Origin of the sequence: Caballeronia sordidicola, assembly GCF_001544455.2 — a bacterium.
Lineage (GTDB): Bacteria > Pseudomonadota > Gammaproteobacteria > Burkholderiales > Burkholderiaceae > Caballeronia > Caballeronia sordidicola.
Genome location: NZ_FCOC02000024.1, coordinates 38691 through 52209 on the forward strand (window position 1 = coordinate 38691; position 13519 = coordinate 52209).

General features: G+C 61.9%; 12 protein-coding genes. 9 read left to right on the forward strand and 3 right to left on the reverse strand.

The features are described 5' to 3' along the window. Positions 1-63: 63 nt before the first annotated feature. The 3 genes from AWB64_RS26375 to AWB64_RS26385 all read left to right on the forward strand — a co-directional run bounded on the left by AWB64_RS26375 (position 64) and on the right by AWB64_RS26385 (position 1969). Positions 64-582 (forward strand): sigma-70 family RNA polymerase sigma factor, encoded by a 519-nt coding sequence (locus tag AWB64_RS26375; protein ID WP_060858360.1) that lies wholly within the window; start codon positions 64-66, stop codon positions 580-582. Next, the gene (locus AWB64_RS26380) at positions 579-1373 is read left to right on the forward strand and encodes an anti-sigma factor family protein (protein ID WP_060858361.1); all 795 of its coding nucleotides are present in this window, start codon (positions 579-581) and stop codon (positions 1371-1373) included. Before AWB64_RS26375 ends, AWB64_RS26380 begins: the two co-directional genes overlap by 4 nt. Before the next feature lie 74 nt (positions 1374-1447). Further along, entirely contained in the window at positions 1448-1969 is a 522-nt protein-coding gene (locus AWB64_RS26385) for a YbhB/YbcL family Raf kinase inhibitor-like protein (protein WP_082850637.1), read from the forward strand. Positions 1970-1993: 24 nt separating this feature from the next. On the opposite strand, the gene AWB64_RS26390 is transcribed toward AWB64_RS26385, so the two are convergent. The 3 genes from AWB64_RS26390 to AWB64_RS26400 all read right to left on the reverse strand — a co-directional run bounded on the left by AWB64_RS26390 (position 1994) and on the right by AWB64_RS26400 (position 5267). Next, positions 1994-3496 carry a glycosyltransferase family 2 protein gene (locus AWB64_RS26390; RefSeq protein ID WP_060858402.1) on the reverse strand — a complete coding sequence of 501 codons (1503 nt, stop codon included), beginning with the start codon at positions 3494-3496 and terminating at the stop codon, positions 1994-1996. A gap of 5 nt (positions 3497-3501) precedes the next feature. Further along, positions 3502-4104, reverse strand: coding sequence for a cytochrome b (locus AWB64_RS26395; RefSeq protein WP_060858363.1), 603 nt, complete (start codon positions 4102-4104; stop codon positions 3502-3504). A gap of 209 nt (positions 4105-4313) precedes the next feature. Then, the gene (locus AWB64_RS26400; RefSeq protein ID WP_060858364.1) at positions 4314-5267 is read right to left on the reverse strand and encodes a LysR family transcriptional regulator; all 954 of its coding nucleotides are present in this window, start codon (positions 5265-5267) and stop codon (positions 4314-4316) included. Between the two features lie 120 nt (positions 5268-5387). Here AWB64_RS26400 and AWB64_RS26405 point away from each other — a divergent pair, with 120 nt between their 5' ends. The 6 genes from AWB64_RS26405 (at position 5388) to AWB64_RS26430 (ending at position 13512) form a co-directional block, all read left to right on the forward strand. Then, on the forward strand, positions 5388-6746 hold the full coding sequence (locus AWB64_RS26405; RefSeq protein ID WP_060858365.1) for an MFS transporter: 1359 nt from the start codon (positions 5388-5390) through the stop codon (positions 6744-6746). A 1-nt stretch (position 6747) separates the two neighbouring features. Further along, positions 6748-7761, forward strand: a complete 1014-nt coding sequence (locus AWB64_RS26410) for a hypothetical protein (protein WP_060858366.1) — start codon at positions 6748-6750, stop codon at positions 7759-7761. Positions 7762-7807: 46 nt separating this feature from the next. Next, positions 7808-9469, forward strand: a complete 1662-nt coding sequence (locus AWB64_RS26415; RefSeq protein WP_244164212.1) for a tannase/feruloyl esterase family alpha/beta hydrolase — start codon at positions 7808-7810, stop codon at positions 9467-9469. A 125-nt stretch (positions 9470-9594) separates the two neighbouring features. Beyond that, positions 9595-10884 carry an HlyC/CorC family transporter gene (locus AWB64_RS26420; protein ID WP_060858368.1) on the forward strand — a complete coding sequence of 430 codons (1290 nt, stop codon included), beginning with the start codon at positions 9595-9597 and terminating at the stop codon, positions 10882-10884. A gap of 205 nt (positions 10885-11089) precedes the next feature. Next, positions 11090-12304 carry a GspE/PulE family protein gene (locus AWB64_RS26425; protein ID WP_082850636.1) on the forward strand — a complete coding sequence of 405 codons (1215 nt, stop codon included), beginning with the start codon at positions 11090-11092 and terminating at the stop codon, positions 12302-12304. Next, on the forward strand, positions 12304-13512 hold the full coding sequence (locus tag AWB64_RS26430) for a type II secretion system F family protein (RefSeq protein WP_060858369.1): 1209 nt from the start codon (positions 12304-12306) through the stop codon (positions 13510-13512). Before AWB64_RS26425 ends, AWB64_RS26430 begins: the two co-directional genes overlap by 1 nt. The last annotated feature ends 7 nt before the right edge of the window (positions 13513-13519 follow it).

Sequence of the window (13519 nt, forward strand, 5' to 3'; positions counted from 1 at the left end):
CCAACGACGACGGCGGAACAAGTATCCGCACACCAAACCTGAACATGTGATGAGCCAAGGGCGTTGAGCTTCGATACCGATCTCGTTGGGATTCTGCCGCAGTTGCGGCGCTATGCGCGCGCGCTGACGGGCGATCGCGCCTGGGCGGACGACCTCGTGCAGGACGTCACCGAGCGCGCGCTCGGCCGGTCCAACGCTTTTCGCGTGGGCAGCAATCTGCGCGCGTGGCTCTTCACCATCATGCGCAATCTTTACATCGATCAATTGCGTGGCAGGCGGGATATTGCCGTGGACGACGAAACCGCGCCGTGGCGCCAGATGGCCGCTCCAGTTGGCGAAGTGGACGGTCTCGTGCTGCGCGACGTGCAACGCGCGCTATATTGTCTGCCGGTCGAACAGCGCGAAGTCATGCTGCTCGTGTGCGTGGAGGACATGAGTTATCAGGAGGCGTCGGCGGTGCTGAACGTGCCGGCCGGAACGGTGATGTCGCGCCTTTCCCGCGCACGCGAGCACATGCGCGTATTGCTCGGTGAGGAACCTGGCCGCAAATCGGCATCGTTGAAAATCGTGAGTGGCACATGACTAAACCCGAACAGCCGGAACACCCGGAATCGAACGCTTCAGCCGATGAGCTGCGAGCGCTGTCGGCGTTTATCGACGATGAATCGACGGACGCCGAGCGCGCCGAGACCGCCGCGCGCATTGCCCGCGATCCTGCCAGCGCCGCGACCGTGGCGGCGTATCGCGCGCAGGACAACGCGTTGCGCGCCTTGTTCGCCGCGACTACCGATCAGGAACCGCAAGTGGTCGTCGTGCGCCCGCGCCGCCGTTATCTCATGGCGGCGAGCTGGCTGGCGGTGGGAATTGCGTGCGGATTCCTGATGCACATGCTGCTGCCGGTGATCGATCGCGACCGGCCGGCGCCGACATTCGCGCAGCGCGCGGATATTGCTTATGCGGTGTACGCGCCCGAACAGCGGCATGCGGTGGAAGTGGCTGCGTCGCAGGAAGATCACCTGGTGACGTGGCTTTCCAAGCGGCTCAACCGGACGCTGACCATTCCGTCGCTGCACGAATATGGATTTGAACTGGTAGGCGGCCGCTTGTTGCCGGGCGAGGACGGACCGGCCGCGCAATTCATGTATCAGAACGCCAGCGGCGAGCGCCTCACGCTTTACATGACGAGCAGCACGGGCAAGCGCCGCGAGGAATACGCCATCCGCATGCTGCGCGACGGCGCGCGGCGCACGTTCTACTGGACCACGGAACAAGCGGGTTATGCGTTATCGGGCCAGATTGGCGAGGCGAAGTTGCGGGCCATCACCTTCGATACCTGCGCCGCGCTAGGCGGCGATCCGAAAAAATGGCAGTGAGAATCAACGACCAGCAAACAATAAGCAGGGAAGACAAGATGCACAGTTTTCGACGCAGCACGCTGCTCCGTTTCATGACGATATGCGCAGGGATCGGCCTGAGTTGCGCCGCCCTCGCCGATGAACGATTCACCCTGAGCTCACCCACGTTTTCCGATAACGCCACCCTCGATTCGCGTCACGCGGCGAGCGCTCAGGATTGCGGCGGCGGGAACGTCTCGTTGCCGCTTGCGTGGCGCAACGCGCCGCAGGGCACCAAAAGCTTTGCCGTGACAATTTACGATCCCGATGGCGCCAAGGGGCTGGGCATCGTGCATTGGGTCTTGTACGGCATTCCGGCGTCCGTCACCACGCTTGCAGAAGGCGGGCCGCCGCCTGCGGGGAGCATTGGCGGGATCAACCGGACGGGGAAAAATGGCTATTACGGACCCTGTCCGCCGCGTGGCGATGCACCTCATCATTATGTGGTGCAGGCCTACGCGCTCGATATTGCCGGGGACGCCATGCCAGCCGCGCTCACTCGCGACACGCTGATTGCCGCGATGAAGGATCACGTGCTGGCATCGTCGAGCATGGTGGTTCGCTACGCTCGCTGAGATGTAACCCCGGCCTCGCGGCGTTCAGGCTTCGTCCGCCGCCGCAAGTCCCGCGCGCGTCTGCACGCCCCACGCGCGCGAACGTCCGAGAAAGTCCACCCAGCCCAGCGCCGCGCCCGTGTGGCGCAGCAACTGGAACGTGAACGGCTCGACGACCGCCGACACCACCGCCATCCACAAGCTCGATCCAGCGGTGTCGCCGGTCCATCGGCGATACAGGTGCACGGTCCACAGGTGGAACGCGAAATCGAGCAGGATCTTTGCTCCGATCACGCTGAAAATAGGCAGCACGACAGCGCCGCGCCGTTCCACGATAAACCCGATCAGCAACGCAAACGCCGTCAGGCCGTAGATTGGCTGCAAGGTATCGAACGCCTTGACAGGCAGCATCAGCAGGCCGAGCGTGCCGTATCGGCGATTGCCGGTCATGTCGCGGTTCCAGTATTGCGTTTGCAGGAAACCCGCGAACCAGCGGCGGCGTTGACGCATGAAACCGCTGAACGAACTTGGCGCGTCCGTGATCGCGTGCGCGTTGCCCACCACGCGCACATCCCAGTCGAGGCCGTGATCCACGGCATGACGTCGTAACCGGTGAATCAGTTCGTAATCTTCGACAAGACATTCGGCATCGAAACCGCCGACCGCGACCAGCGCATCGCGCCTGAACGAAGCAAACGCACCCGAAATCAGCAGCAAGCTGTCGGCGCGCATCCATGCAAACCGCGAGATGAAGTTGCGGATGTATTCGTAGGTTTGAAACCACTGAAAAAAGCGCCCGCTGAGCGTCTTGCTGCACACCGGAACCAGAATGCCCGCCGCCGCCACGAGGTTCGGACGCGCAGCGAACGCGCTGCGCATGGCGAGAATGGCGTCGTCGGCGAGCCGTGTATCGGCGTCGCAGGTCATCACGATCGGCGTGCTGATCTTTTCGATAGCCGCGTTCAGCGCCCGCGCTTTTCCGCCGTGCGCAACACGCAGCCAGAACAGATTTGGATACGTGGACGACGCCGCGCTCAACTCGCCTTCCGCCGGCTTGACCAGGCCGAAACGCTGCGTGAGAAGCTCAGCGGTGGCATCGGTTGAACCATCGTCGGCAATCACGATTTGCGCCGCGCTGTGGGTTTGCCCAAGCAACTTGGCGAGCGTGTTCGGCAACACGGCGGCTTCATTGTGCGAAGCCACGATCACGCCGAGCGCGGGTAACCCGTGTTCGAGCTGCTGCCGGTCGAGCGGCTTGGGCCGCTTCACCAGCGTCCAGGACTTCGCTCCAACGAACATCAGCAATAAAGTGTCGTAGACAACGTAGGCAATCCCCGTTGACCATGCAACCACGCCGTGCAGGAAAAACGCGCGGGCGAACAGCACGAGCCAGAGCACGATCACGCTGCCGTGAATCAGCACGCTGGCGAGCGTGACCGGGCGCGGGGCAATGCGGGGCGATGCTTTTGCGAGCGCCGCTTCGAGGGAACTTTGTGTTGATCGCGCCGCGTGTTTCGGTGCGATCGCTGGTGCGGCCTTGAGTTCCATGTCCATCACGGCACCATCCGCGAAATGACCGACTTACGGTCGATCCATTGATGCTTGAGCGCGCCGCCGACGTGCATGGCGAAAAGTGCATAAAGCGCGTAACCGAGCCACGCGTGCAATGCGCCAAAGCGATCGTGCAGCGTGTCTTTCAGCGCCGGATCGAGGTTCATCACGTAGCCAATGCGCGGCCACGGGATCAGGCCGAACAGGTGCATGGGATGCGTGGCCGCCCCGTTCCACGCCGAATCGTGCAGCCAGCCAGAGAGCGGCAACCCGATCATCAGCAGATACAGCAGGAAATGCGCAATATGCGCGGCGACGTGCTCCCACTTCGGGAACGTCCGGGGAAGCGGCGGCGGCCGATGCGACACGCGCCACAAAATGCGCAGCAGCACCAGCCCAAGCACCGTGATGCCAATGGATTTGTGCGTGTCCACAATGGGCCGGATCCAGTTCTCCGGAAACGATTCCGCGGTCAGTCCAAGAACGACGTTGCAAATGATCAGCAAGGCGACCAGCCAGTGCAGGACCATTGCGGTGCGCGTGTAGCGCAGCGGCGCCTCGGTTTCGGGCAGCTTTGACGCCACGTTCGTAGCTTGCGTGGACATTGGAACTCCGTGCGGAAATGGGGTTGTTCGAGCGTTTTTTATTCGGCGGTTCTGCTACACCGTTGCACTTGATTCGCGCATGCAGCGTTGCAGGACGACACCCATCAAACGCGCCATCACGACCATTTATTCCCTGGCATTTCGCCAATTCTGAGGGAAAACACGGAGTTATGCCTGCACCGGCTTTATCGGGCGCGGCGCGGAAAATTTCACGCCGTTACAGCCCGCGTTGACTCCGCCGATACAAATTCCAGAACCGATTGCGCAAACCGCGCCGCCGCCGGGTTGGCGGAATGACGGTGCGTGACGAGATGCAGCGGCGCGGAAAACGCCTCGTCGCCCGCAACCGCGCAATACACGACGCTTTCCTGCTGGTATCGCTGCATGGACGCCGGCACGAGCGTGATGCCCGCGCCTGCCGCGACGAGGTTGATCGCGCTCGACATGCGCGGCACTTCGCTGACCACGTCCGGCTTGAAACCCGTCGCCTCGCACGCGCGGATGAAGTCGGCATACATGCCAGGCGCACCGGGACGCCGCACGAAAATGAAAGGCTCGCCAGCGAGGGCTTTCAATGGAACCTGTGGTTGCGCATCCTGCTTGCGTTGGCGCGGACCTTTTGGATGCGCCAGCAGCGCATGGCCGGCCGGCAGCACAAGCACCATGCGTTCCTCATGCAGCAGGTCGAAGCGCAGTTCGGCGGGCGTTTCTATAGGCTTGCGCAAAATGCCGGCATCGATACGCCCGCTCACCATCCGTTCGATAATCCCCGCCGCATTGATCTCGTTCAAATCGATGGCGATATCCGGATGTGTCGCGCGAAACTGGCGGATCGCGGCCGTTGCAAGCGGATGGAACGCTGCCGAACTCGTCAGCGCGAGTCGCACCGATCCCAATTGCCCGTTCGCGACGCGGCGTGCGTTTGTGACGCCTCGGTCGAGCGCGTCGAGCACGGCTTGTGCATCGACAACAAAGGCCGCTCCCGCCGACGTCAGTTCGACACCGCGCGGCAACCGCGTGAAGAGCGCGAAACCAAGTTCCCGCTCCAGTTCCTGAATCTGCTGCGATAACGGCGGTTGCTGGATATGCAGCCGCGCCGCTGCGCGCGTGAACTGGCGTTCCTCCGCGACGGTCAGGAAATACCGCAGATGACGCAATTCCATGGCCATCTCCAATATTCATCAAGTATGGCAATGCTATCTCATATGTATTTTACATTTGCCAACCTGTTTCGTACTCTTCGCTCAAATACAAATTAAATGCACAGAAGATTCAGGAGACGTATGGAAACGACCTTTCCTTCAGGTTCGGACTCAGCCGCAGGCGGCTTTGCGTCGGCGTCCCCGCTGAGCAAATCGCAAATTCGCCGCGCCGTGCTGGCGTCCGTGATCGGCAACGGGCTGGAGTGGTTCGATTTCCTCATCTACGGGTACTTCGCCAAGATCATCGCGCACGTGTTTTTCCCGGTCGGCAACACGGTGCTTTCAACCACGCTGACGCTTGGGACATTTGCGGTCGGCTTTATTGTGCGGCCGCTCGGCGGAATTGCGATTGGCGCCTATGCGGACCGCGTCGGCCGCCGGCGCACGCTTTCCATGCTGATCCTGCTGATGGCCGCAAGCACGTTGCTGATGGGTCTGACGCCGGGATATTCGACCATTGGCATTGCCGCGCCGCTGCTCGTTTTGCTTGCGCGCGTGCTGCAAGGTTTGTCGGTTGGCGGCGAGTTCGCTACCGCCGCCGCGATGCTCACCGAGTACGCCCCGCGCGGCAAGAAAATGTTCTTCGGCAGCTTTCAGATGACGTCGCAGGGAGTGGCGCTGCTGCTGTCGTCGGCGTGCGGTTATTTGCTGACGACGAATCTCGATCGTGCATCGCTTGAATCGTGGGGCTGGCGCCTGCCGTTCCTGCTCGGCGCGCTGGTCGGGCCGGTCGGGTTCTATATCCGGCACAAGGTCGCGGAGTCGCCGGAGTTCGTGGAATTGCGCGAACGGCTCGGCCATGCACCGCGCCAGACCATTCGCGGCTTCTTCAAACAACACGGCGATGCCTCCTTGTGCGCGATGGGCGTAATCATCGTGGGGACGGCAACGAATTATCTGTGGCACACGTTCTTGCCGCTTTACGTCGAGCGGCAGTTGCACCTGCCACTCAAGAACGCGTTGATGGGGACCGCGGTATCGGGACTGATCACCATTGTGGGATATCCGCTTGCGGGGAAACTCGCGGATCGGATTGGCGCGTTTCGGCTGTTCTTTCCGGTGACCATTGTGTGGATCGTGATCGCGTATCCGCTGTTCGCGTGGGTGCTTGCTTCGCCCACGCCGGGACGCGTGTTCGCCGCGCAAATGGTCGCGACCGTCGTGCTCAGCCTGATGTCGGGGCCGCATCCCGGCATGCTTACCCAGCTTTTCCCCACGGCGACGCGCTCCACCGGCGTGGCGCTTTCGTACAACATCGCGGTCACCTTGTTTGGCGGCCTCGCGCCGCTGACCGTGTCCACGCTGATTACCGTGAGCGGATCGAACATTGTTCCGGCCTACTACCTGATTTTTGCAGGCGTCGTGTCGCTCGCGCTGGTCGGGCTGACCCGCTCCGGGCAGCGCCTGCGCCGCGATCCCGAAGCCATCGCGGCGGAATGAAATGACCTTGTTTTTTGGCAAACCCCGTAACGAACGACCCGTCAGCGCCGTTGGCAACGCGTGGTTGCGCGTTACCACGCCGCGCGGGACCGGCACGGTGCCGTTTTACCGTTCGATGGAAGAACGTGATGCGGCCGATATATCGCGCATCGTGATCCTGTTGCACGGCCGTCTGCGCGATGCCGACGCTTATTTGCTCTCGGCGCAAAACGCGCTGGCGGCGGCACTGACCGATCCTGCCCGCACCTTGTTGCTGGTGCCGCAATTTCTCGCCACCGCCGATATTGAAGCGCATGGCCTGCCAGCGGACGCGCTGCACTGGGAATGGACGTCATGGATGGGCGGCGACGACGCGCTCGGTCCTGCGCCGATCAGTTCCTTCGATGTCCTCGATGCGTTCATCGAACAATTCGCGGATCGCTCACGATATCCGGCGCTGCGGGATGTAGTCGTCGCGGGGCATTCGGGCGGCGCGCAGGTCGCGCACCGGTACGCAATCGTGGGCCGTGGATGCAGCGTGGCCGGCGTGCATTGCCGGTATGTGATCGCGAATCCATCGTCATATGTGTACTTCGATTCCATGCGCCCCGACGCCGAGGGCGTATTGCGTCCAGCCAATACGGATGCGTGTTCCGGCGTGGACGACTGGAAATATGGCGTGCTGCACGCGCCGCGCTATGTGCAGCCTGCACAGTTCGACACGCTCGAACAACGCTACGCCGCCGCCGATGTGATCTACCTGCTCGGCCAGGAGGATTGCGATCCGCGTCATGAAGCACTCGACCTTTCCTGCTCCGCAGCTGCTCAAGGTCCGCACAGGCTGGCACGAGGACGTTCGTACTTCGCATACATCAAGTCGCGGCACGAAGCGCTCGCTCATCAGTGCTGGGAAGTGCCGGGCGTAGGCCACAACGGCGCAGCGATGCTCGGCTCGCACGAAGGCGTGCGGGCGTTGTTCGGCGTGAAAAGGTCAGCACAAGCTCCGAACGCATCCACCGCCGGCGCGACGGACTGACCCGTTTTTGCAAGGCAGCAGTTCATAAACATACGGAGACAGCATCATGAAAACCCATATGGCCGCTTGCGGCTTATCTCTTCTCGCCGCGACTTTCTATGGCTGCGGCGGTTCGTCATCTTCGGATTCGGGCAGCACGCCGCCGCCCACCGTCACCTCGTCTGCCGCGTGTTCCGCGCTGGGCGGGATGAAGATCGCGGCGGCGTCCATTGGCGCGCCCAGCAACGGCGCGACGGTAGCAAGTGCGACGCTGGTGGCGGCGTCCGCCACCTCCGGCGAGTACTGTCAGGTGAACGGCACGATTGCTCCAGTCGATGCGACCGCGCCGAACATCAATTTCGAAGTCAACCTTCCGACCGCATGGAACAACAAGGCGCTTCAGTATGGCGGCGGCGGCTTCGACGGCACGCTCATCACCGGACTTGCGGCGCTTGACATGGCGCCCTCGGGTTCATCCACACCGCTTGCCCGCGGCTACGTCACTTTCGGCGACGATTCGGGCCATCAGAGCAAGAGCATCACCGACGGTTCCTTTGCCGCCAACGACGAAGCGCTCGCCAACTACGGCGGCCTGACGCTCAAGAAAACACACGACGTCGCCCTGCTCCTGCTGAAGGCGCGTTACAACACGACGCCCACGAAAACCTATTTCTTCGGCAGCTCGACCGGCGGCCGCGACGGCCTCACGGTAATCCAGCGCTGGCCGGCTGACTACGACGGCATTGTCGTGAATCGTCCCGCGCTCAACTACACCGGCCTGCGGCTTTCGAACGTCGTGCTCGGCCGCGCGCTCTATCTGAACGGCGGTGCCGGCTGGCTCGACGTCAAAAAGACCGTGCTGCTGCAAAACGCCGTAACCCAATCCTGCGATACGCTCGACGGCGTGGCGGACGGCATCATTTCCAACGTTGCCGCCTGCAAGTTGCAAGCGCCTGCCGTGCTCGCCGCCTTGCGTTGCGCGGCGGGAAAGGATACCGGCGATACCTGCCTCTCCGACGCGCAGATCGCAACCGTCAATACGATTGCTTCACCCATGCTGCTGCCCTACCCATTGGCAAACGGCGTCACCCGGTACGCCGGCTACAACATTCTTGCCGGATCGGTTTTTGCCGGCCCATACACCACGCGTGACTTCGGCACGTCTCCGACACCCGCCAACCCCGCCGGCAAGAACGACGCAAACCAGTGGGTCACCGGCGACCAATGGGTGAAGTACTTCATCACGCGCATTCCCACGTTCAATTCGCTCACTTTCGATCCACTCAATCCGGGCACGTACCAGGCGCAGGTTCAGCAGGTTTCCGCTGAAAGCGATGCCACCAATCCCGATCTCTCGGCGTTCATTGCCAAAGGCGGCAAGGCAATCATCACCCACGGTCTCGCCGATGAAATCGTCAGCACTGACTCGTCGGTTGACTATTACAACGCTTTGGTGCAGAAGTTCGGCCAATCCTCTGTCGATAATTTCGTGCGTTTCTACCTGATGCCGGGTGTCGGCCACGGCACCGGCCCGTTCCTGCCCCAAGTCGATTCGCTCGGAGCACTGGAACAGTGGGTTGAAAACGGCACGGCTCCGGGCACGCTGACGATGTCCGATTCCACACCTGCCACACTCGGGCGTTCGCGACCGCTCTGCCGTTATCCGACGTGGCCGAAATACAATGGCGGCGATGTGAACTCGGCGACCAGTTTCACCTGCAGCCAGTAGCGAATCGGCAACGCAGGGGGAGGATGGGCCGCTTCGACGGCGACCCAAAAGCCATAGCTACCCAAGAGAAGCAATCGTTTTAGGCTCTGCTATAGTCTTTCCCATCCTCCCTTCCTGAATCTCGCGTGGACCACATTCCCTTATGGGCGCAAATTTGCGCCATTTTTCTGCTGCTGTTTTTCTCCGCTTTTTTCTCGATTTCCGAAACATCGATGATGGCGCTCAATCGCCATCGCCTCAAACACCTCGCCAACCAGGGTTCGCTGCGCGCCCGCGTCACGCAAAACCTGCTTGCCAAGACCGATCAGCTGCTAAGCGTGATCCTGATCGGCAACAATCTGATCAACACGATCATTCCGGTACTGACCACCTCCATTGCGCTGCGCACGTTCGGCCACGACAACGTGGTGCTGTCGATAGCGACCGGGATCGTGGCGTTCCTCATCATTGTGTTTGCGGAAATTGCGCCGAAGATTGTCGGTGCGACGTATCCGGAAAAAGTCGCGCTGCCGGCGAGCCTGATCCTTTCGCCGTTGATGCGCATAGCCCGGCCGCTCGTCTGGTTCGTCAACCTGTTCGCAAACGGCGTGCTGCGCGTGCTGCATATCAATACGAAAGGCGGCCGCGACCAGCGGCTTTCCACAGAAGAGCTGCGCACAGTCGTGCTGGAATCCGGCAACTTCATGCCGACCAAGCACCGGAGCATCCTGCTCAATCTCTTCGACCTCGAAAACATCACGGTTGACGACGTGATGATTCCGCGCCGCCGGATAGAAGCGCTGGATTTCGATGCCCCTTTCGACACAATCCTGCACCAGCTCGAAACCTGTTACCACAACAAGCTGGTCGTCTATCAAGGCGATATAGATCGCGTGCTCGGCGTGCTGCATGTGAGAAAGACGCTCTCGGCGCTGCACAATCAGGAGTTCGAACGCGAGACCTTGCGCGAATTGCTGGCCGAGCCGTACTTCGTTCCCGCCGGTACGCCCGTGTTTCAGCAATTGCAGTTTTTCCAGGAAAGCCGCCACCGCATTGCAGTTGTGGTGAACGAATACGGCGAGTTGCAAGGGTTGGTCACGCCGGAAGACATCATAGAAGAGTTGATTGGCGAGTTCACCACGACCATTCCGCGCGGCGCCGGTTCGCGTGGAGGCTGGGACGAAAACGGCGAGTGCATCGTGGCCGGCAGCATGCCGCTGCGGGAACTGAACCGCTGGCTCAAGCTGACACTGCCCACCGACGGCCCGAAGACGCTGAACGGGCTGATCCTCGAAGTGCTGGAAGAAATCCCCGATGGCGACGTGAGCGTGCGCATTGCAGGCGTGCACTTCGAAGTAATGCGCAGCGACGACCAGGCGATTCGCACCGTGAAAATATTCAATCCACAGGGCGTATTGCCGAAGAAAAAAAAGTAGAAGAAATGGCTGCATCATGGTTGCTACGGCATGGGGTTTCGAGTTGCACTAGCCTGCCTTGTTTTGCAGGGTTTGCGTCGCCGGCGGCTTCGCGTTGGCCATTCGGCCTGGTTTTTCGCGTGTCTGAGCGTTAGCCATTCGGCCTAGTTTTAATCGATGGCGTACGCGGTCATGATCGGGACATACCGTTCAACGAGCCACGCCCATGCCGTCCTCCCTGCCTGTCACCTTTTCCAGACCGCCGCCGCAGTTCAGCGCCCGTCCCGTCGAAGTTATCGCCGAGGCAGACAGTGCGCCCGCGGTTGCATTGCTCACCGACACCCTGCGTGAAGCCGCGGCGCGCGGCGCATCTGATATCCACATCGAACCCGGCGAACACGAATGGCGGATTCGCCTGCGTATCGACGGTGCACTGCACACCTATCTCACGCCGCCGCGCCACTTGCGGGACGCCTTCACCACGCGCATCAAAGTGCTCGCCCGGATGGACATTGCGGAGCGGCGTGTGCCTCAGGACGGGCGCCTGCGGCTACCGCTCGCCAATGGAAACCTGGAGGATTATCGAGTCAATTCACTGCCGGTGCTGTTCGGTGAGAAGCTCGTCTTGCGCCGGCTGGATTCGCTGCCCAAGGATCTGTCTCTGGCCGCGCTAGGACTTACTAGCAACCAGCAGAAGACCATCAAGGCTGCCATCCACGCGCCACACGGTCTCGTGCTTGTCACGGGACCAACTGGTAGCGGCAAGACCTTGTCGCTGTATTGCTTCCTGCAAATGCTCAACGCCGAATCGCGCAACGTGTGCTCGGTTGAAGATCCCGCTGAAATTCAGCTCGCGGGCATCAATCAGGTCAGCGTTCGGGAGAAAGCCGGACTTACTTTTGCCGTGGCGTTGCGAGCGTTCATGCGGCAGGATCCGGACGTGATCATGGTCGGGGAAATCCGCGACGCCGAGACTGCCGATGTCGCCGTGAAGGCGGCGCAAACCGGGCACCTGGTGCTCTCGACGCTGCATACAAACGACGCGCCCTCCGCCATCGCGCGACTGCTCGATATCGGTATTGCGCCATACAACCTCGCCTCTGCGCTCAAGCTCATCACGGCTCAGCGACTCGTGCGCCGGCTTTGTGAAGCGTGCCGCGTGCAGTCCGAGTTCGAACTGGAGCCGGGCTTCCGTCCGTTCGAACCACGCGGCTGCGCTACGTGTCACGGCATTGGGTATCGCGGGCGTGTTGGCGTTCACCAACTCATGCCCGTCTCGGATGCACTGCGCGAATTGATCGTGGCTCGCGCCGCTACTCACGGCATTACGCGGCAGGCGCAAAGCGAAGGCATGCCGAGCCTGCGCGAAGCTGCTTTCGCCCGAGTGCGAGAAGGCGTCACAAGCGTGGCAGAAGCAGCCGGTGCGACGGAGGTCAACTGATGCAACCATCCCAGCCATCAGATGCGCGCTTCAGATGGCGAGGCATCGACGCCACCGGTGCGAACAAACGAGGCAAGACCATCGCCACGGACGCCACGGCGGCGCGCGCCGCCCTTAAACGCAATGGCGTAACGGCGCTGGAACTCACTAGATTGGGACCAGCACCGCCGCCCAAGGCCCGGCCCACCGATGTCACCCTTTTCACCCGGCAACTCGCCGGCTTGCTGCGCGCAGGACTGCCGCTCGCGCCATGTCTGGACCTTATTGCGCAGACACCTTCGCGCGGCGGCTTGCCGCGCATTGTCGGATCGGTCGAGCGGGACATCACGCGAGGTATTGCCTTTTCAGACGCGCTGGCGCGTCATCCGGCATGCTTCAACGCGCTGTACTGCCAACTGGTATCAGTCGGTGAAATGGCCGGCGCGCTGCCGACCGTGCTCGCGCGCCTCGCGGAAGATCGCGAGCGAGCCGGCGCCCAGCGCGCGAAGCTGCGTGCCGCGCTCACCTATCCGGTCGCCGTGCTGCTGCTCTCTCTTGCGATTACGGCGGGATTGCTGATCGGCGTGGTGCCGACCTTCAAAACGATCTTCGACGGTTTCGGTGCGAAGCTGCCGGCACCCACGCTCTTTGTGCTGGCGTTATCGGATGGCGTTGCGCGCTGGAGCGTGCCGTTCGCGCTCTTTTGCATGATCTCCGTGGCAATGTTCAAGCGGCTGTTGCAACAGGTGCCTTCAATCCGCAGCGTGTTTGACCGCGCCGTGCTGAAGTTGCCGCTTGCGGGTTCGCTGCTGCGTGCGCTCGCCGTTGCCCGATGGAGCCGCGCGCTCGGCACGTTGCTCGCGGCTGGAACGCCGTTATCCGATGCTTTTGATTCCTTGTCGAATGCCACGGGAAACCGCATCTTCGATACCGCCACCACCGAGATCGCCGGACGGCTTCGGCGTGGCGAACGCCTGGCCGCCGCCATGCGCGCGGCTGGCTGCTTTCCGCCGGATGTCGTACAGCCAATAGCAGTCGCCGAGGAGTCCGGATCACTGGACGCCATGCTGCTCGATCTGGCTACACTGGGCGACCGTCAGGTCGACGAACAGACAAGCGCTTTCGCGAGCTTGTGCGAACCAGTGGTGATCGTCGTGCTTGGCGCGCTGGTGGGCGGCCTTGTTGTGGCGATGTATCTTCCAATCGTGCAGCTCGGGAATGTGGTGTAGGTGGTGT

What these genes read in the sequence shown, in the direction of transcription:
- AWB64_RS26400 (WP_060858364.1), bottom strand. Translation starts at nt 5,267, where the DNA reads ATGGAATTGCGTCATCTGCGGTATTTCCTGACCGTCGCGGAGGAACGC.
- AWB64_RS26410 (WP_060858366.1), top strand. Translation starts at nt 6,748, where the DNA reads ATGACCTTGTTTTTTGGCAAACCCCGTAACGAACGACCCGTCAGCGCC.
- AWB64_RS26425 (WP_082850636.1), top strand. Translation starts at nt 11,090, where the DNA reads ATGCCGTCCTCCCTGCCTGTCACCTTTTCCAGACCGCCGCCGCAGTTC.
- AWB64_RS26415 (WP_244164212.1), top strand. Translation starts at nt 7,808, where the DNA reads ATGAAAACCCATATGGCCGCTTGCGGCTTATCTCTTCTCGCCGCGACT.
- AWB64_RS26395 (WP_060858363.1), bottom strand. Translation starts at nt 4,104, where the DNA reads ATGTCCACGCAAGCTACGAACGTGGCGTCAAAGCTGCCCGAAACCGAG.
- AWB64_RS26390 (WP_060858402.1), bottom strand. Translation starts at nt 3,496, where the DNA reads ATGGAACTCAAGGCCGCACCAGCGATCGCACCGAAACACGCGGCGCGA.
- AWB64_RS26385 (WP_082850637.1), top strand. Translation starts at nt 1,448, where the DNA reads ATGACGATATGCGCAGGGATCGGCCTGAGTTGCGCCGCCCTCGCCGAT.
- AWB64_RS26405 (WP_060858365.1), top strand. Translation starts at nt 5,388, where the DNA reads ATGGAAACGACCTTTCCTTCAGGTTCGGACTCAGCCGCAGGCGGCTTT.
- AWB64_RS26380 (WP_060858361.1), top strand. Translation starts at nt 579, where the DNA reads ATGACTAAACCCGAACAGCCGGAACACCCGGAATCGAACGCTTCAGCC.
- AWB64_RS26430 (WP_060858369.1), top strand. Translation starts at nt 12,304, where the DNA reads ATGCAACCATCCCAGCCATCAGATGCGCGCTTCAGATGGCGAGGCATC.